Consider the following 18,938-nt stretch of genomic DNA (forward strand, 5'->3'; position numbering starts at 1 on the left):
GTCGTTTCCAACGCTTATCCCAGAGTCAAGGGCAGGTTACTCACGTGTTACTCACCCGTTCGCCACTAATCCAAGGAAGCAAGCTCCCCTTCATCGTTCGACTTGCATGTGTTAAGCACGCCGCCAGCGTTCGTCCTGAGCCAGGATCAAACTCTCCGTAAAAGAAAAACACCATCACCAACCGAAGCCAGTGACAGCAAGTTTGATGCTGACCAAAAGAACAAAACAATCTGACGATTGTTGTCCATTTCAATCTCAAAGAAACCCAACACCCAGAACCACTACACCGAAGGCATAGATCCACTGAATGCCGAGGTATAATTTGGCATTTGACAATGTGCACGCTGTTGAGTTCTCAAGGACCAAACGCACCCCAAACCCGCCCGAACCTGACCTAAATCAGTACTGTTCGAACCTCGTCGGAGGCAACTTTGAAACCTTATCCGTCCGTTCGGGCCCTGTCAAACCGTGTTTATAACCCGGTTGATTAGACTTCGCTTCGCTAGGAAGCGCTTGCAAGCGTTGCTTGCCGGATGGAGCTTTGCAATCCTAACCACATCCCTGCGGACTCGCAAGCGAGCCAGATTCTGAACGAATCAATTTGGGGGGAGGATGCCAGCACTTGAGGAAGTCCGTACCGGGGCTTTCGCTCCCGGCCCGTTTCGTTCCTTTGGCCTGACAAGAGAAAACAATACGTGTGGATGGCCGATGGGCCAAATCTCACGCGCATCCCGGGCGTGTCGCGGATGACACACCCCGATGGATCCTTGGTTTCTCGGGCCTCGGAGGTGGTTAGGCCCGAGCCTTGGCCGGGTTGATCAGCGAGCCGAGGCCTTCGATGCTGATCTCGACGGTCTGCCCCTCGGTGAACGGGCCCACTCCGGCCGGGGTTCCGGTGAGGATGATGTCGCCCGGAAGCAGCGTGAAGATGTCGCTGACGTACGCGATGAGCTCGGGGATCTTGTGAATCATCTGCTGCGTCGTCTCGCGCTGCAGAACTTCGCCGTCGACTCGCGACTGGATCTTGAGGTCGGTCCAGTCGAGCTCCGTCTCGATGTACGGGCCGATCGGGCAGAACGTGTCGTAGCTCTTGGCGCGAGTCCACTGGCCGTCGGTCTCTTGCACACCACGGGCGGTGACGTCGTTGGCGATCGTGTAGCCGAAGACGACATCGGCATAGTCTTCGGCCTTGACGCGCTTGGCGATGGCACCGATAACGATGGCGAGCTCGCCCTCGAGGTGGATCTCCCCCTCGACGGGCGGGATCTGAATGGGATCGCCGGGGCCGACCACCGTCGTGTTCGGCTTGAGGAAGACCATCGGGAACTCCGGCGCCTCTTGACCCATCTCGTCGGCATGGTCGTAGTAGTTCAGGCCGATGCCCACCACCTTGGAGCGCGGGATCACCGGCGCGAGGATCTTCGTCGTGCGGAGCGGAACGCGCTCCCCCGTGGTCTCGTACCCCGCGTACATCGGGTCTCCGGCGAGAACGACGAGGTCTTCACCGTCGACGACGCCGAATCGAGGGTCTTCTCCTGGGCTGGCAAAACGTGCGATCTTCACGGGGCGAGCCTACTTGCTCGCCCCGCTCCGGGCCTGGGCCTCCGGTCAGATGACGCCATCGCTCCAGGCGTCGGGGTTGCCGAAGCGGTGGGCCGTGATCGTCACAGCCTGCTCGCGAAGGAACGGCAGCAACTCGAGACGGGCGGAAGGAGTGACGGTCTGGGCGAAGACCGCGACTGCCGGGTCGCCGTGCAGAGCGACTGCGAGACGCCCCGATGCATCGGCCGGGCCGATGAGGCGGACACGGGCGGCGCCGAGCTCGCCCCGTGCGGCTGTGTCGTGGAACGCCGCGTCGGAGGCACGGACGAACGAGACCGTGCCGAGCGCAGTGACCGCGGCGGGCGGAAGCGCGAGCGCCGAGCTGATGGTCATCGCCGAGCCCGCGCGAAGCCCCGCGGCGACGACCCTCGCCAGATCGCGCACCGAGCCGCCCTCGGCGAGGCGCACCACGACCGGCAGCGGGCGATAGCGAAAGACGTTGCGCTCGAGGCCCACCTGCGAGACGTCGACGGCCGCGCCGAAGGTGGCCGACCAGGCGCGCTCATCGGCTGAAGCAGCGGCACGAAGTGACCCGTGGGATCCTTCGGCCTTCTCGACCGCTTCGACGAATCGCTCGACCGGGGCCGAGAGGGGCGTCGTCGGCTGCTCGGCAAGCGGGGCCGGAGCCCAGGATCCGAGGTGCACGAGATAGTTCGGGCCCCCGGCTTTGCCGCCGGCTCCGACCGCTGAGCGCTTCCAGCCGCCGAACGGCTGACGGCGGACGATCGCCCCGGTGATCCCCCGGTTGACGTAGAGGTTGCCCGCCTCGACCCGGTCGAGCCAGGTGCCCAGCTCGGTGCGGTCAAGGGTGTGCAGACCCGCGGTGAGCCCGAAGTCGGTCGCGTTCTGCAGCTCGATCGCCTCGTCGAGGGTGCGGGCCGTCATGATGCCGAGGACCGGGCCGAAGAACTCCGTGCGGTGGAAGTGGCTGCCGGGCGCGACTCCGGCGCGGATGCCCGGCGACCAGAGACGACCCGTGTCGTCGAGGCGTTTCGGCTCGACGAGCCAGGACTCCCCCGGCGCGAGCGTCGTGAGCGCGCCGAGGAGCTTGCCGGCAGCGGGCTCGATGATCGGGCCCATCTGCGTGGTGGGGTCGGAGGGCAGCCCGACGCGCATGCTGGACGCGGCGTCGACGAGCTGCCGGCGGAAGCGCTCCGAGGTGCCGACCGAGCCCACGAGGATGACGAGGCTGGCGGCCGAGCACTTCTGCCCGGCGTGACCGAAGGCCGACTTGATGACGTCGGAGGCGGCGAGATCGAGGTCGGCACTCGGCGTGACGATGATCGCGTTCTTGCCGCTGGTCTCAGCGAGCAGGGGCAGGTCTTCGCGCCAGGAGCGGAAGAGCTCGGCGGTCTCGAAGGCGCCGGTGAGGATCACACGGTCGACGGCAGGGTGCGAGACGAGCTGGCGACCCAGCTCGCCCTCCTCGACGTCGACGAGTCGGAGCACCTCGCTCGGCACGCCCGCCGCCCAGAGGGCTTCGGCGAGCACGGCGCCGCACCGCTTTGCCTGCCCAGCCGGCTTGAGAATCACGGAGGCTCCGGCGGCGAGGCCCGCGACAGTGGAACCGGTCGGGATCGCAACAGGGAAGTTCCACGGCGGAGTGACGACGACGAGGGTGGGCGCCGAGTAGACCGCGCCGTCGACGGCGTCGAGCTCTTCGGCGAGTGAGGCGTAGTAGTTCGCGAAGTCGATGGCCTCGGAGACCTCGACGTCGCCCTCGGCGATCGTCTTGCCGGTCTCGGAGGCAGCCACCTCGATGAACTGCGCCCGGCGTCGACCCAGCTCGACGGCGGCACGGCGGAGCACGGCCGCGCGCCCGGCTCCGCCGAGTGCTGCCCACGAGGGGGCTGCGGCGACCGCGGACTGCACGATGCCCTCGAGCACGGCGGAGTCGGTGACCCCGGCAGCGGTGATGGTTGCCACTCCGAGGGTGGAGTCGGGGACGGACTGCAGGATCCTGCGCCCCCAGTCTCGGTTGTCAGCCAGCGCCGGATCGGTATCGGGTTCGTTCTCGAATCCGTCGGTGCGGGGTGCCAGCACGTCGGTCGGCCGGGACTGCACACGATGCGCCGCGGGAGTCTCGGGCGTCACCTCGGCCAGCGACGACAGGAAGCGTTGCTTCTCGCGGTCGAAGAGAGCGTCGCTGGTCGCGAGCTCGAAGACGGCCGACATGAAGTTGTCGTGCGACGCGTTCTCTTCGAGACGGCGGATCAGGTAGCTGATCGCGACGTCGAACTCGCGCGGGTGGACGACGGGTGTGTAGAGCAGAAGCCCGCCGACATCCTGCTTGATGAGCTCCGCCTGCCCCTCGGCCATTCCGAGCAGCATCTCGAACTCGACGCGGCCCTCGACCCCGCGCTGCTTCGACAGGAGGTGGGCGAAGGCGATGTCGAAGAGGTTGTGGCCGGCGACTCCGAGCCGGATGGCGCGAGTGCGCTCGGGCGTCATCGCCCAGGAGAGAACTCGCTTGTAGTTGGTGTCGCTGTCTTGCTTGGTGTCGTAGGTGGCGAGGGGCCAGTCGTGGACGGCCGAGTCGACGTGCTCCATCGCGAGGTTCGCACCCTTGACCACGCGGACCTTGACCGCGGCGCCACCGGCGTCGACACGGCGGGTGGCCCACTCGCTCAGGCGCTGCATCGCCCCGAGCGCATCGGGCAGGTAGGTCTGCAGCACGATTCCGGCCTCGAGGCTCTTCAACTGCGGCTGGTCGAGCACGCGCATGAAGACGGCGAGGGTGAGGTCGAGATCGCGGTACTCCTCCATGTCGAGGTTGATGAATTTGGGCGTCGGCGACGCAGCCGCGATCTCGTACAGCGGAGTGAGCTTCGTGACGACGCGCTCGACGGTCTCGTCGAAGGCCCACATCGACAGCTGACTGACGATCGACGAGACCTTGATCGACACGTAGTCGACGTCGGGGCGCTCGAGCAGGGCGCGCGTGCCGGCCAGGCGGTGGTCTGCCTCACCGTCGCCGAGGACGGCCTCGCCGAGGAGGTTGAGGTTGAGGCGGGTGCCGTCTTTCTTGAGAGCGGCAATTGCTCGTCCGAGCTGGACGGGCCGCGAGTCGGCGATGAGGTGGCCGACCATCGAGCGGAGGACGCGTCGGGCGACCGGAACGACGATCTTCGGAAGGGTCGGAGCGAGGGCGCCGCCGACGCGCACGGCCGCACGCATGTACCAGGGCAGGAACGCCGGGACGCCCGCGGCGAGCGCCTTGAGGTTTCGCGCGGCCACCGAGAGGTCTTCGGGACGGACGACCCGGTCGACGAAGCCGATCGTGAAGGCCAGGCCGGACTCGTCTTTGAGGACCTCGGCGAGAAGCTCGGCCGATTTGGTGCCGGGTGCGCTGCTCGACTCGTGCACCCAGCGGTGGGCCAGAGCGACGGCCTCGTCGCCCAGCCCGGGCGGGAAGGCCGCGGGGACCGTGGATGCGGTTGCGGATACCGGGCGCTCGGCCGAGTCAATGTTTGCCACGCGGCAAGAATAAGTCGCCGCGTTCTGGCGGCGCAAGGGGCGAAATGTGTTCTTCACAAATGCCGGTCGAAGCACCCGGAATCGGATGAAGCCGACGGGAATGGGTGCCGCTTAGCGCACGAGCAGTCGGGCCGCGACTCGAGACGGCGCTCGCGCCAGACAAGAGTCATGAGGTCTATCTCGCGAATTCCATCCGCCAGGGCCGGAGGCAGCTGCAGGATGACCCGAACGGCCTCCCAGGCGAGCAGATTGCCCACCATCCCGGCGATTGGGGCGAGAGATCCACTCGACTTGCTTCTGCCTCGGATGGGGATCCAGGCGTCGCCCCCGTGGTCGAAGGAGGTCGCCGCGCGAATGCAGGCCCAGCAGACGGTCCTCCCGGGCACGATGGTGGTGCCGGGAGCGCCGAGATTGGCGCCGTAAGCACCGCCGACGATGTGGGGGATACCGAGGGGCTGCGCAACCGACGCGACGACATCAGACGCAGCAGTGACATTCGGCTCGTCAGCGCAGTTGATCACGAGGGATGCCGACGCGACGAGATCGGCGAGGTCGTCGGTCGAGACGACGGCGCGCTTCACGGAGTGGACACGAATCGACGAATCGAGCTCGTAAAGGCGGCGGACCGCGACGTCCGCCTTGGGCCGCCCGACGTCGCCGGGCAGGTAGAGCACCTGCCGATTCAGATTCGAGATCTCGACGACGTCGGGATCGATGACCGTGAAGGTTCCGATTCCGGTGAGGGCGAGCGACTGGATGACCCAGCTTCCCGCTCCACCGGCTCCGACGATCACGACGTGAGCCTCTGCGAGTCGCCGTTGCAGGTCTTCCGCCGAGGAAGCGAGAAAAGCATGCGATGCCACGAGCTCGTCGAGGAAGAGCGCCTGCCGAGAATGACGCTCGGGCACCGTCTCAGGGGAAGCGGCAACCCGGAGCAGACGCTCTTCGCTGAGGACAGCGAGCACATCGTCGACCTCTGCCTGAGTGACCGCATGACTCGCGCTGAGTTCGTGAAGGAGCTGGGGGAGGCTCCGCGTCCCGTCGAGCAACGACACCAGGTCGAAGACGTACGGGTCGACCTCGAACTCGGTCACGACCAACTCCATGAGCCGGGTGAATTGAATCCGGCTGTTCTTGCGAGCGGCGATGACACTTCCGCGCAGCTCGGGCCGGTAGTCGGAAGCAGCCGATTGTGTTGTCGAAGGCACTTCTATTCCTCTCTCAGCGCGTCGGCTGGGCTCACACCGAGACCCCTTCGGGCCGGAACCACTGTCGCTGCGACCAAGGCCGCGATCAGCATCGCCACAACACCGATGGTCGAGACGATCGGAAACTCTGGCGTGATCGCGACGCCCAGGGAACCACCGACGACGGAAGTCAGCAGAATGCCGGCTGGCCACCCCGTGCCGACGCCGAGGATCACCGCCGTGAGAGCCACGAGACCTGTTCCACCGAAGACCAGGACCAGGACGCTGCTGCGTCTCGCCCCCACCACCTGAAGCGAGGCGAACTCCCGTCGCCGGCGCGCGACGTCGCTCGCGAAGACGGAGCTGACACCGACCGCGCCGAATACCAGGGCGATGCCGATCACCCCGAGAACGACCGAGGTGTAGGCGGTGAGCTGGCTACTCGCACGCGCCTTCATCTCGACTCCGGTGATGACTGTCGCTCCCGGGACCACGGCCATCTCTTGAGCAACGCGGTCGCGAACAGCGAGCACGTCGGCGCCCTCCACTGCGGAGATGTCGTAGCCGGTTACTCCAGCCGAGCCGAGCCGAGTCGCCACCTCGAGCGGAAGGATGATCTGGTTGCCCGTCGCCAGAGAGGAGAACGTCGCCACGACGTCGACGCGCGCGACGACTCCGTTTCGAGCGACCTCCATCCTGTCTCCAGGCCGCAGATCGAGCTCGTCAGCCACCGCGACGGGCACGATGGCCGTCGCCCCCTCGTCGAACCGCCTGGGCGTGGAACGATCGTCGCCGTCTTGCCACGGCAGCTGAGCGACCGAGAAGTAGGTCGAGGGATCGACGGCCAGGAACCCGACCGAGGTGACATTCGAACCGTGCGAGACGTCGACTTGTCCATCTCCAGTCGCCGTTACGAGTTCGACCCCCGTGATAGCGGCCAATCGTTCCCCGAGCAACGCATTCTGCGCGACAGGAGCGGTCACTTGCACGTCGGCCCCGAATTGCTTCGAGATCTGCGCCTCCATCGCCTTGCCGATCGCCCCGACGCCAACGCACAGGGCGATGGAGATGCAGACGAGGACGGAGGCCACCCTCGCAGGCATCCCCAGGACGGACGTGGCCGAGTTTCGTCGACCGGCGGCAGCGAGTCGCCAGTCGGCATGACGAGCGACACCCCTGGCCAGAATTCGTGCCAGGACCGGTGCAATGAACAGGGTGGACACGCAGAGGCAGGCGAAGCCCGCGAAAGCGAACACCTCAGAATGGACGGCGAGGACCACGTAACCCGCACCGAGGAGTGCGATGCCCGCGACTACCGGGAGGATCGAGTTCTTCGTGGTCGACTCCTCGCTGCTGTGAGAGAGGTCGGACGGGGAGGTGCGGGACACGACGAGAACGGCCCGACCCGCACCCGCGAGGGCTGCCGCAATTCCGGCCCCGACGCAGAGAACGACCGAGAGGAACGTGAGAGTCGGCGGTCCCGAGGTCGATGATTCACCGGGAGCACTGAGAACAGCCGTCGCCCACGACCCCGCATAGCCGAAGACGAGCCCGACGGTCGTTCCGACGACGCCTACCAGCCCGGCCTCGGCGAGAACGCCGCGAGCCAACCACCCGGAGGTCGCCCCGACCGTTCTCAGGAGCCCGAATGTTCGTGCACGTGCCGCGACGGACGAGCGAAAAGCGACGGCCGTGAGGAGGACGGCCACAAGGAGGACGACGGCGCCGCACACGACGAGGACTAGGCCGAGAGTCTGCTGGACGGGATCGAGGGCATCGGCGACCGCGGCGGTGTCTTGGAAAGCGGCCCCAGCCGGAAGGTCGCGGGCATGCCGCAGCCCCCAGGACGATGCATCGGGAACGCTGACGACAAGATCGATTCGCGTCACCTCGTCTCGGGCGTCGAAGAAGCGCTGGGCCTCGTCGAGGGTCACGAAGACGTTGTCCCGGCCGAACACGCCGAGCGACGACGGATCGGCCAATCCGACGACGACCACCGATCTCTGGCCGGCACTGGTCGCCACCTCGAGAGTCGAGCCGACGCCGACCCCGAGCGCGGAGGCGACATCCGTCGGGAGAAGCGCCTCGGAACGCTCTCCGTCGGGAAGGCGCCCCTCGCTCACGACGCGATCGACGATCGAGTCGGCGCTGGTGGGATAACCGGTCACAATGACGTCTCGCGCAGACGACCCACCCTCGGGATTCTGCACCGCAGACGCGGAACTGAACGTCGGAAGCATCGACATGACGCCGGACAGCTGTCTGATCTCGGCCACCGCAGTCTGAGGGATGGCGTCGTACCCGGCCGCCGGAACGACCCCGATATCACCGAACGTGGTCAGCGAGCGGACTCCGTCGGAGACTGACATTGCCGCCCCCTGGGCGGCGAGGAGCGTTCCGAACAGCATGGCGACACCGATTGCGAGCGTGGTGAACGGAAGGACGTGCCTCTTCGACTCAGACCGAAGCTGTCGCCAGCCATTCGCGAATGCTGCTCGCACGATCACGCTCCTCCCCCGTCGTCGTGACGCTCGGGCGCGGCGAGAGAACGAGCTGATCCGTGATCCGGCCGTCATGGACAGCCACAACACGATCCGCGAAGGCTGCCACCTCGACGTCGTGAGTCACGACGACGCCGCATGCGCTTTCTCCCGCGTCGACCGCGCTGCGAATGAGCTCGAGGACGACCCTCGAGTTGTCGGAGTCGAGCGCACCGGTCGGCTCATCCGCCAGAAGAACATCAGGCCGGGAGAAGATCGCTCGGCCGACCGCCACGCGTTGACGCTCTCCGCCCGAGAGAACGTTCTGAGGCCGATCGAGGCGGTCACCCAGACCGAGCAGCGACAGGACCTGCAGTGCGCGGTCTATCCAGTCGGATCGCCTGCGACCGCTGACGATCGCAGAAAGGGCGACGTTCTCGACGACGCTCATGGTCGGGACGAGGTGGAGGGCCTGGAATACGAATCCGATGTGGTCACGCCGGAAGATCGTCAGCTGCCTCTCGGACGCGTCGGCCAGATCTACCCCGGCGACACGGATCTGGCCGAATGTCGGTCGATCCAATCCCCCGAGAAGTTGAAGAAGCGTGGATTTGCCGGACCCCGAGGGCCCGACGATCGCGACGAGTTCGCCCTGGCTCACGTCGAGGGAGACGTTTGTGACCGCCCGGACGGGCGCACCTCCGAGATCGACATACTCGCGAGACAGATCGCAGGCTGAGATGACCGCACCGCTCATGCCATCTGCTCCGGCTCGGGTCTCATCAGATCGAACTCGAGCCACATCTCCCAGTCGCCGAGCCGGCCCGCCTTGGCCACGTCGCCGATCGTGACCCAGAGGCGCCTGAGGATGGCCTCGTCGTCGAACGGGGTTACAGGAGGGTCGATCGCTTCGAGGAATCGAAGGATGAAGCGCCCGTCTCCTCTCGAGTCGAGCACGACAGGGAGAAGAGGGGCTCCGGCGCGGCGCGCAAGAGCCACCGGGCCGCTCGGGGCGAGGACGCTCGTGCCGAGGAAGGGGACACGAACATGATTGCGCTCCTGGCCTCGCGGATCGAGTTCGGGAAAGAGGGCGAAGGCCTTGTTCTCTCGAAGCGCTCGAAAACCGCGAAGGAATGTCGCGTCGTCGTTGACGTCGAAGGCCCCCACGTCCAGGGCAGGAAACGCCAGCGCTTTCAACGCGTCGAAATTCATGCGATTGAAGGCGAATCGAGTACTCACGAAGTGCCCGAGGAGCGGTGGGATGGCATACGAAGGACCGAAATGGAGGGGCAGGACGACGACACCCCGGCCCTTGTCGAGTTGCTCCTGAAGATGCTCGGCTCCTTCGACCTCGACGACCTCTCGGAAGAGGGTTTGAGGATCAGCGAGCCAAAGCGTGAGGTACGACGTCTCGAGTTGAAGCCGTGGGCCGTAGGTCGCAAAACGCTGCGAGGCACCGTCGGCCCGCATAGCCGCGTCGGGAGCTTGCAGCATGAAGTCACGTGCACAACGGGCGAAGTGAGCGGCCCGCTGGGTCGGCTCGTTCACCGCCTCGTAGAGGGGAAGATCGATCGCGGCGAGTTCGGACATGAGTCGCCATGCCGTCGCGGGCCCGGCCGCCCGAAGCGCTCGCCAGAGCTGCGGGTGATCGGGAAGCGTGAAGAGAGTGAATAGAGGCAGATTCATCGACGGGTCCTCGTGACGGGGATGCGGTGGGGCGATCTGTCTCACCCCACCGCGTCCGATCAGGTGCACATACAGTTGCCACGGTCGCAGCGTGTGGCTGCCCCGGGGGCGAGGGGGGCGGTCTTGACCTTCTTCATCGATGTCACCTCCTTCGTCTTCGAGCCGCGAGCCGGAGCTCGCGGTGGACCAACCTTTCCACGCGTCTGAATATTAAGCAAACATAGGTATTCTTAATTTTGTGATGAGCGGCCTGGACCTATCGGACCGGTGAGAACGCTGATATTTTGGGCGCCACGAGAGGCCCGAACTCGAGCAGAGAGGCTCCGGAAATGGCCATCATCGAAGCGCACGGCCTCACGAAGAGGTACCGGTCGAAGTCCGGGCCGGTCAAAGCCCTCGACGGGCTCGACCTGTCGGTGCCGAAGGGGACGGTCAAGGCACTACTGGGGCCCAACGGGGCCGGCAAGACCACCACCGTCAAGGTGCTCACCACGCTCACGAGGCCCGACGAGGGAACCGCGACGATCGCTGGAGTCGACGTCCTGGCCGATCCGCGGGCGACCCGACGGCTCATCGGGGTCTCGGGTCAGTACGCCGCGGTCGACGAAAACCTCACCGGATTCGAGAACCTCGACATGATCGGGCGTCTCTACCACCTGGGGCGGCAGGAGTCGCAGCGGCGAGCGCACGAGCTCATCGACCTGTTCGACCTCACCGCCGCGGGTGACCGACCGGTGAAGGGCTTCTCGGGCGGGATGCGTCGCCGAATCGACCTGGCCGGGGCACTGGTGACGGATCCTGAAGTCCTGTTCCTGGACGAGCCGACCACCGGACTCGACCCGCGGTCGCGCCTGTCTCTCTGGCAGATCATCACCGATCTGGTCAAGGGCGGGACGACCGTGCTGCTGACGACGCAGTACCTCGAAGAGGCCGATCAGCTCGCCGATGACATCTCGGTGATCGACGGCGGCCGGGTGATCGCCGAGGGCACCTCCGACCAGTTGAAGCAGCAGGTGGGCGGGCATCGAGTGGTGGTGACGCTGCTGGAAAGCGCCGACCGGAGCGAGGCGGAGCGGATCCTCGGCCGGCACGGCGATTCCACGCCGGTGGTCTCGACGGACGGACGCACCGTCGACGTGGGGGTGACGAATGGGCCGGAAGCACTGCAGGCCGTGCTCGCCGATCTCGGAGAGGCCGGCATCGAACTGCACGACGCCGGCATGCGACGGCCGACCCTCGACGACGTATTTCTGCGCCTGACCGGAAAGAGCACCGACACCCCCGAAGCGAAGGATGCCGCATGACCGCGTTGACCGAACCGGGCCGTGCGCGACCCCGCGAGACCTCGGGCTTCAGCTCGTGGTTCTCGGACGGCTGGGCCGTGACGAAACGCAACCTCATCAAGATCAAGCGCTCCCCCGACATGCTGATCTTCGCCGTGCTCCAGCCGATCATGTTCGTGCTTCTGTTCAGCCAGGTCTACGGCGGAGCGATCGCCGTGAAGGGCACCGACTACACACAATTCTTGATGGCAGGGATCTTCGCGCAGACCGTGGTCTTCGGATCGACCTTCTCGGGCTCGGCCATGGCGCAAGACCTGAAGAACGGCATCATCGACCGATTCCGCACCCTGCCCATGTCGTCGTCGGCCGTGCTGATCGGGCGGACGAACTCCGACCTCGTGCTCAACGCCATCTCGATGGTCATCATGATGGCGACCGGGGTCGCCGTCGGGTGGCGGGTGAACACGTCTCCGATGGAGTTCCTCGGCGGAGTCGGCCTGCTGCTGCTCTTCAGCTACGCGTTCAGCTGGGTGATGGCGCTGCTCGGCATGAGCGTGAAATCGCCGGAGACGATCAACAACGCGTCGTTCATGATCCTTTTCCCCTTGACATTCGTCTCGAACGCGTTCGTGCCGAGCAGCACGCTGCCGACGGTGCTGCGGGTCTTCGCGTTGTGGAACCCCGTGTCGTCGCTGGTGCAGGCGGCGCGAGAGCTCTTCGGAAACGAGGGAGCGGAGCCCCTGCCCGATATCTGGACCCTGCAGAACGCCCTGCCGACCGTTCTGATCGGCATCGCCGTCATGCTGGTGGTGTTCGTGCCGCTCTGCATCCGCCGGTACGAGTCGATCAGCTCGCGCTGAGCTCGTCGAGCTGCTCGAGCGGCACAGTGACGATCGTGGCGATCACGAGCCGCATCGCCTCGGCCACCCGGACGGCGTCGCGGTCGTAAAGCCACTGCAATTGCAGGCCGTCCTGCACGGCGAGAACCACCCGGGCGGCCGTCTCGGCGGTGAATCCGGGTGCCAGGAGCCCACGGCGCTCGGCGACCGCAAGATACCGGCTCGTCGACTCGACGATCTGCTCGTAGAAGTCGGCGTAGTAGTCGTGCGCCGGATGCTCAGGGCTGGTCGACTCGGCGGAGGCCGTATTGAAGAGCTGGATCACGCCGGGAACCTCGACGTTGTACTCCGCGAGATCGAGGAGTTCGCCGAGCCTCATACCGGACGCATCGCCGAAGTGTCTCCGCAGCCGTTCGTCGCGGCGTCGGAGCACGGCGAGGAGCAGGTCTTCCTTGGTCGCGAAATAATGCTGGAGCGACTGATGGGAGACGCCGCACTGGCGCGCGATCTCTCGAAGGGAGGCCCCGTGGAAACCGCTCTGGCCGAACACGGGAAGAGCTGCGTCGAGAATCGCCTCGCGCTTGGCCACCCCCTTGGCGTAACTGCCACGCCGGCCGGTCGTCGTCTCGGAGGTCACGACCCCGACGATACGGGACAGCGGCGCGACTCGGGGGCTTGCGTGAGTAGGCTCGGCCCGTGAGCCTCGGGACCGACCCGGCGAGGTGCTTCCGGCCTCTCCGACCATGAACTGGTCGTTGCTCCGCGTCCCGGCGTTCCGGGCACTCTGGCTCGGTCGGCTGCTCTCGTGGGTGGGAGCCGGGCTCGGACCGGTCGCGCTCGTCTTCGCTGCCATCGACCTCGGTGCCGGCCCCACCGGGCTCGGTCTCGTCATCGCGAGCAGATCGGTGCCGAACGTCGCCCTGGTGCTCTTCGGCGGCGCCATCGCCGACCGCCTTCCGAAATGGTCGGTCGCAGTGGCGGCGTCGGTTCTCTCTGCGGCGTCGCTCGCCACCGCGGCCCTGCTCCTCGCTACCGGGACGGCGACGCTTCCCCTCGTCGCGCCGGCCGCGGCACTCGGCGGCGCCGGATCGGCATTCTTCGCCCCGGCGACGAACGCGGTGCTGAGAGACACGGTGCCCGAAGACGACGTCAGGGACGCGACCGTGCTGAACCGGGTGGGCATGAACCTCGGGCTCGTCGGAGGCACCGCACTCGGAGGGGGTGTAGTCGGAGCGTTCTCTCCGGAGATCGCGCTCGCCGTCGGATCCCTGGTGTTCACCGCCGCGATAGCGGCTTTCGCGGGCCTGCCCCGCGACACGATCGGCTCCGTGCGCGGCGGCTCGTTCGCCGCCGACCTCGGAGTAGGAATCCGGTTCGTCGTCAGATCGCCGTGGCTCCGCGCCACGCTCGCGCTGTCGTTCGTCGCCCAGTTCGCCTTCGCCGGCGGCGTGCAGGTGATCGGTCCGTTCGCGGCCGACGACTCGTTCGGCAGGACGCTGTGGGGCTTCGCCGGGGCCGTGCAGACACTGGGTCTGATCGTCGGGGCGATTGTTGCGGGGCGCCTCCGTGGGCGACTCCGACTGGCCACGGCGACGGTCGGGATCGCCGCAATGGCGCTGCCGCTCGGAGTGCTCGCGCTGATCCTGAGCGTGCGACCGATGGTGATCGACCCGCTGCACTGGTTCTTCTGGCTGAGCGTGGCGCTCTTCGCTGCGAGTGTCGGCCTCGAGATCTTCACGATCCCGCTCGACGTGACGATTCAGCTGCAGGTGCCGCGCAGTTACCTGGCCCGGGTCTACGCCGGGCTGACCCTTGCCTCACTCGCCGGTATGCCGCTCGGCGAACTGGCGGTGGGGCCGGCCGTCGACCGGTTCGGCGCTCCCCTGACGCTGAGCGCTCTCGGTGCGCTTGTGCTGGTCGCCGCCGGACTGGTCGCCGCGAGCCGACGGGTCCGCGACCTCGACCGACCTACTTCTTCGTGAGCGCCGATTCTTTGTGGGCGGCCTCGGAGCCCGACTTCTCGGACTTCACGATGTAGTACGGCTCGTCGGAGGAGGCCTTGAACTTCTGGCCGTCGAACTCGAACTCTTTGACACGCTTGTCGACCACCTCGCCGTGGGTCTCGCCCTGCGGGGTGTTCCAGGTGATCTTGTCGCCCTTGCTGAATGCCATGACTGCTCCTCAATCGGGACTTCGACGGTACCCCTCAGACGTTGAAACCGCCGTTGCTCACGATCAGCTGGCCAGACACCCAGCCGCCCTCCGGACCCAGAAGAAATCGCACGACGTTGGCGACATCACCGGGGAGGCCGAGCCGCCCCGTCGGCTGCATGGCCGTCAGTGTCTCGCGAACCTCATCGGTCATCCAGCCGGTGTCGACCGGGCCTGGGTTCAGGGCGTTCGACGAGATGCCGAGGTGGCCGAGCTCTCTGGCGGCCGCGATCACGATGCGGTCGAGGGCACCCTTGCTCGAGCCGTACGGCATGTTGTCGACGACGTGGTCGCTCGTCAGCGCGACGATGCGGCCACCACTCTCGGGAATCTGCTCGGCGAGACCCTTGATCAGCAACCAGGCGGCGCGGACGTTGACGTCGTAGTGCCGGTCGAACGCCTCGACCGTCGTGTCGAGAATGCCGGAGTCGACGCTTTCGGAGTGCGAGAGCACGAGGCCCGACACCGGGCCGAGTGCGTCGGCCGCCCTGGTGACGAGCTGGAGGGCGACGTCAGGATCCGACAGATCGGCTTCCAGTACGACCACGCGCTGACCAAGGGCTTCGACGTCATCGACCAGACGCGCGAGGTCGTCCGGCCGCTCCCCCCACGTCATGCGCCGGTCGTACGGCGTCCAGGTGACGAGCGCGAGATCCCAGCCGTCCGCGGCGAGCGCCAGCGCAATGGCGGCGGCGATCCCCTCGCGACGGCCGACGCCCGTGAGGAGGGCGGCCTTGGGCTGCGACGGCTGATTTTGCTGCGACGACTGTGTCATGCGTCGAGTCTGCCAGGAGGTCGACCCGTGTCAGTTGCGCTTGCCGCGGGTGCGGCCGGGAGCGGCACGGCGGGGCTGCCGGACGATGCCTTTAGCGCCCTTGGTCCTCGCGGCCTTCGCATCGCGCGCAGCCCTCGCGGCCTCCGCCGCTTTCGCCTTCGCCTTGGCGGTCGGGCGCTGGGCCGGCGCCTGCTCCTGGTCGCGCGAGCTGTTGGCCGTGCGGCCGCGGACGATGCCGATGAACGCCTCGACCTCGTCGGTCTGATGGCCGACCGGCCAGAGGAGAGCGATGGTGGTCTCGGGGAGGCCGACGACTCGACGGCCGACCACGCCCTTGCGGGAGTGGAGACGCGCGAGCGACTGGGGCATCACGGCGACACCGGCGCCCGTCGCCACGACCTCGACCGCACCGGCGAGATCGAGGGCCGGATCGAGGTCGAAGCGCGTCTCACCCTCGAGCTCGTCGAGCGCTACGCTCGCGCCATCGGCGAGCGCGTGCTCCCTCGGCAGCACGACGTAGGGGGTCTCGTCGTAGAGCGGAATCGTATGCAGGCCGTCAGCCTCGACCGGAAGGCGAGCGAAGACCATGTCGGCGGTGTCGTCACGAAGGTGAGCAGTCGGATCCTCGGTTTCTGACGGGATCAACGTCAGCGGATCGTCGGGAAAGCGCTCCTCCCAGATGCGGGTCCACTTGCCCAGGGTGACGCCGGGCACGAACGCGATACGGAGGGAGGACACAGGCCCGAGAGTAGCCGACACCCGGGGATCGATGCCGGACGGCTAGCCTTATTCACATGAGCAACGAGATCAGCGATCAGCCGGACGCCCCCGACACGCGTCAGACCAAGAAGTCGCGCCCCGACCAGAACATGAAGGCCTTCACGGCCGCGAAGAAGCTCGGCATCTACCTGCCGGCCACCCCCCAAGAGTTCCAAGACAACCCGGTGACCCGGGAGCAGCTGGTCGAGCTGCAGTCGAACCCGCCCGAGTGGCTGGTCGACCTCCGCCAGAACGGCCCACACCCCCGCCCCGAGGTGGCGCGCAAGCTCGGCATCACGATTTCGGGCCTCGCCCGTGCCGGCATCGACGACGCCCTGACCTCCGACGAGATCCAGGCCCTGCTCGTCGAGATGCCGCCGTGGCTCTCCTCTGAGCGCTACAACCTGGCCCTCGTGCGTGACGAAGAGATCCGTGTGAAGCAACAGAACGCCGACAAGGCCGCGAAGCGGGCGGCTGCCGAGGAGGCCTGACCCGCCGCTAGCATGACGCCGTGAGTGAATTTGCGCTGGCCGTCGACATCGGCGGCACCAAGGTCGAGTCCGCGCTGGTCGATTCCGAGGGCGTCCTGCTGCCCGGTAGTCGCGACAGGCGACCGACCGGCCACGGGTCGACCTCGGAAGAACTCGCGACCGCCGTTTCGGAGGTCGTCGCGCACGCCCTCGCCGCACTCCCGGCAGACGCGACAGTGCTCGGCATCGGGATCGGCAGCGCCGGCCCGGTCGACCTGCCCCACGGCACCGTCTCGCCCATCAACCTGCCCGCCTGGCGCGAGTTTCCGATTCGCGAGCTCGTCGCGGGCCTCGTCGCCTCGTCGCTCGGCAATGCCGTGCCGATCACGCTGCGGCTCGACGGGGTGAGCCTCGCGCTCGCCGAGCACTGGGTCGGCGCGACACAGGGCGTCGACAACGCTCTCGCCATCACCGTCTCGACCGGGGTCGGCGGCGGCCTGATCGTGAACGGCCGCCTGCTGTCGGGTGGCACCGGCAACGCCGGCCACATCGGCCAGGTGCAGATCGCCACCCGCACGCCCGGCGAGACCAGCGAGTCGGTGACGCTCGAGGTGCTCGCGTCCGGGCCGCACACCGTCCGCTGGGCGCAGGAGCAGGGCTTCACCGGCGAGCGCGGCGAGGACCTCGCGGCGGGCTACGCGACGGGCGATGCGATCGCGGTGTCGGCGGTGCGCCGATCGGCGACAGCCCTCGGCGAGGCGATCACAGCGGTCACGACCCTGCTCGACCTCGACGTCGTCGCCATCGGCGGCGGATTCTCGCGGGTCAGCCCGGACTACCTCGACCTGGTGCGCGCGGTGATCGACGAGGCCGCGTACAACTCGTACGCGACAAGGATCCGGGTGGTCAAGTCGGGCCTCTCCGACGAAAGCCCGCTCATCGGTGCGGCTGCGCTCGTGCACCAGGCGCATCTGCTCGGCTGATTCCGCTCACTGAGAACAGACGACGGGTGCGGGTCTAGGCTTAAGCAACACCAATGACGGCCGGCGGTTCTTCGTCCGGCCGTTTCGTCTGCCCGGAGGTACTTTCTTTGTCCACCACCGTTTCCGCTCTCGTCACGCCCACTGCGGGCGCCCCGTTCGAGCGCTCCACCATTCAGCTTCGCGATGTCGGCCCGAACGACGTCCAGATCGACATCGCCTTCGCCGGCATCTGCCACTCCGACATCCACCAGGCGCGCGAGGAGTGGGGCAAGGCCATCTTCCCCATGGTTCCCGGCCACGAGATCGCCGGAATCGTCACCTCCGTCGGCGACGCCGTCACCAAGCACAAGGTCGGCGACCGCGTCGGCATCGGCTGCTTCGTCGACTCCTGCCGCGAGTGCGAGAACTGCCTCGCCGGTGAAGAGCAGTTCTGTGTCAAGGGCAACGTGCCCACCTACAACGGCCGCCAGTACTCGGGTGAAGACACCTACGGCGGATACAGCAAGCAGATCGTCGCCGACGAGAACTACGTGCTCTCCATTCCCGAGGGCATCTCGCTCGACGAGGCCGCTCCCCTGCTCTGCGCCGGCATCACCACCTACTCGCCGCTGAAGCACTGGGGCGCCGGCCCCGGCAAGAAGGTCGCCGTCGTCGGAATGGGCGGGCTCGGCCACATGGCCGTCAAGATCGCTCACGCTCTGGGCGCCGAGGTCACCGTCATCAGCCAGACGCTCTCGAAGCAGGAAGACGGCCTCAAGCTCGGAGCCGACCACTACTACGCCTCGAGCGACCCGTCGACCTTCACCGATCTGCGCTCGTCGTTCGACCTGATCATCAACACGATCTCGGCCGACATGGACATCGACGCTTACGCTCGCACCCTTCGCCTCAACGGCACCATGGTGTTCGTCGGCCTGCCCGAGAACCCGCAGTCGTTTGGCGCCGGATCGCTGATCATGGGCCGTCGCAGCCTCGCCGGGTCGAACATCGGCGGCATCCGCGAGACCCAGGAGATGCTCGACTTCTGCGCCGAGCACCACATCGGCGCCGAGATCGAGGTGCTCGACGCCTCCGACACGACCACGATCGACGAGGCCTACGAGCGCGTCGTCGCCTCGAAGGTGCGCTACCGCTTCGTGATCGACACCGCGACGATCTAGTTCGCAGAGCCCCGACGAAAGAACCC

General features: G+C 66.8%; 16 protein-coding genes and 1 rRNA gene. 6 read left to right on the forward strand and 11 right to left on the reverse strand.

Annotation, left to right across the window (positions count from 1 at the left end; genetic code table 11):
* The 7 genes from ITJ49_RS06285 to ITJ49_RS06315 all read right to left on the reverse strand — a co-directional run.
* Positions 1 to 162, reverse strand: a 16S ribosomal RNA gene (locus ITJ49_RS06285); the annotation flags it as partial.
* A 630-nt stretch (positions 163 to 792) separates the two neighbouring features.
* The gene (locus tag ITJ49_RS06290) at positions 793 to 1,563 is read right to left on the reverse strand and encodes a fumarylacetoacetate hydrolase family protein (protein ID WP_194602949.1); all 771 of its coding nucleotides are present in this window, start codon (positions 1,561 to 1,563) and stop codon (positions 793 to 795) included.
* A gap of 45 nt (positions 1,564 to 1,608) precedes the next feature.
* A complete protein-coding gene (locus ITJ49_RS06295; RefSeq protein ID WP_194602951.1) occupies positions 1,609 to 5,079 on the reverse strand; it encodes a bifunctional proline dehydrogenase/L-glutamate gamma-semialdehyde dehydrogenase in 3,471 nt (1,156 codons plus the stop codon).
* A gap of 53 nt (positions 5,080 to 5,132) precedes the next feature.
* Complete coding sequence (locus ITJ49_RS06300) at positions 5,133 to 6,287, reverse strand: ThiF family adenylyltransferase (RefSeq protein WP_194602954.1); 1,155 nt, start codon at positions 6,285 to 6,287, stop codon at positions 5,133 to 5,135.
* 2 nt (positions 6,288 to 6,289) lie between these two features.
* On the reverse strand, positions 6,290 to 8,767 hold the full coding sequence (locus ITJ49_RS06305) for an FtsX-like permease family protein (protein WP_194602957.1): 2,478 nt from the start codon (positions 8,765 to 8,767) through the stop codon (positions 6,290 to 6,292).
* Positions 8,724 to 9,503, reverse strand: a complete 780-nt coding sequence (locus ITJ49_RS06310; protein WP_194602960.1) for an ABC transporter ATP-binding protein — start codon at positions 9,501 to 9,503, stop codon at positions 8,724 to 8,726. Before ITJ49_RS06310 ends, ITJ49_RS06305 begins: the two co-directional genes overlap by 44 nt.
* Entirely contained in the window at positions 9,500 to 10,432 is a 933-nt protein-coding gene (locus ITJ49_RS06315) for a lysophospholipid acyltransferase family protein (protein WP_194602963.1), read from the reverse strand. The genes ITJ49_RS06310 and ITJ49_RS06315 overlap by 4 nt, the downstream gene beginning before the upstream one ends.
* 329 nt (positions 10,433 to 10,761) lie before the next feature.
* Between ITJ49_RS06315 and ITJ49_RS06320 the strand changes: the two genes are divergently transcribed.
* Complete coding sequence (locus tag ITJ49_RS06320) at positions 10,762 to 11,736, forward strand: ATP-binding cassette domain-containing protein (RefSeq protein ID WP_194602965.1); 975 nt, start codon at positions 10,762 to 10,764, stop codon at positions 11,734 to 11,736.
* Entirely contained in the window at positions 11,733 to 12,575 is an 843-nt protein-coding gene (locus ITJ49_RS06325) for an ABC transporter permease (RefSeq protein WP_194602968.1), read from the forward strand. Before ITJ49_RS06320 ends, ITJ49_RS06325 begins: the two co-directional genes overlap by 4 nt.
* On the opposite strand, the gene ITJ49_RS06330 is transcribed toward ITJ49_RS06325, so the two are convergent.
* A complete protein-coding gene (locus tag ITJ49_RS06330; RefSeq protein WP_194602971.1) occupies positions 12,562 to 13,191 on the reverse strand; it encodes a TetR/AcrR family transcriptional regulator in 630 nt (209 codons plus the stop codon). The genes ITJ49_RS06325 and ITJ49_RS06330 overlap by 14 nt on opposite strands.
* A 106-nt stretch (positions 13,192 to 13,297) precedes the next feature.
* Here ITJ49_RS06330 and ITJ49_RS06335 point away from each other — a divergent pair, with 106 nt between their 5' ends.
* On the forward strand, positions 13,298 to 14,536 hold the full coding sequence (locus ITJ49_RS06335; protein WP_194602984.1) for an MFS transporter: 1,239 nt from the start codon (positions 13,298 to 13,300) through the stop codon (positions 14,534 to 14,536).
* Here ITJ49_RS06335 and ITJ49_RS06340 read toward each other — a convergent pair.
* From ITJ49_RS06340 to ITJ49_RS06350, 3 genes are read right to left on the reverse strand one after another with little or no spacing between them, the layout of a single operon-like run.
* Entirely contained in the window at positions 14,523 to 14,726 is a 204-nt protein-coding gene (locus tag ITJ49_RS06340) for a DUF2945 domain-containing protein (protein ID WP_055965335.1), read from the reverse strand. The two genes, ITJ49_RS06335 and ITJ49_RS06340, sit on opposite strands and share 14 nt — an antisense overlap.
* Before the next feature lie 34 nt (positions 14,727 to 14,760).
* Positions 14,761 to 15,540 (reverse strand): SDR family oxidoreductase, encoded by a 780-nt coding sequence (locus ITJ49_RS06345; RefSeq protein ID WP_194602986.1) that lies wholly within the window; start codon positions 15,538 to 15,540, stop codon positions 14,761 to 14,763.
* Between the two features lie 30 nt (positions 15,541 to 15,570).
* Positions 15,571 to 16,278, reverse strand: a complete 708-nt coding sequence (locus tag ITJ49_RS06350; protein ID WP_194602988.1) for a LysR family substrate-binding domain-containing protein — start codon at positions 16,276 to 16,278, stop codon at positions 15,571 to 15,573.
* 131 nt (positions 16,279 to 16,409) lie between these two features.
* On the opposite strand from ITJ49_RS06350, the gene ITJ49_RS06355 reads away from it, so the two are divergent.
* From ITJ49_RS06355 to ITJ49_RS06365, 3 genes are all read left to right on the forward strand, one after another.
* Complete coding sequence (locus ITJ49_RS06355; protein WP_055965508.1) at positions 16,410 to 16,790, forward strand: DUF5997 family protein; 381 nt, start codon at positions 16,410 to 16,412, stop codon at positions 16,788 to 16,790.
* Between the two features lie 20 nt (positions 16,791 to 16,810).
* On the forward strand, positions 16,811 to 17,752 hold the full coding sequence (locus ITJ49_RS06360) for an ROK family protein (RefSeq protein WP_194602991.1): 942 nt from the start codon (positions 16,811 to 16,813) through the stop codon (positions 17,750 to 17,752).
* A 107-nt stretch (positions 17,753 to 17,859) separates the two neighbouring features.
* Positions 17,860 to 18,912 (forward strand): NAD(P)-dependent alcohol dehydrogenase, encoded by a 1,053-nt coding sequence (locus ITJ49_RS06365; RefSeq protein ID WP_055965327.1) that lies wholly within the window; start codon positions 17,860 to 17,862, stop codon positions 18,910 to 18,912.
* Positions 18,913 to 18,938 lie beyond the last annotated feature (26 nt).

It is taken from the genome of Frondihabitans sp. VKM Ac-2883, from assembly GCF_015350875.1.
GTDB lineage: Bacteria > Actinomycetota > Actinomycetes > Actinomycetales > Microbacteriaceae > Frondihabitans.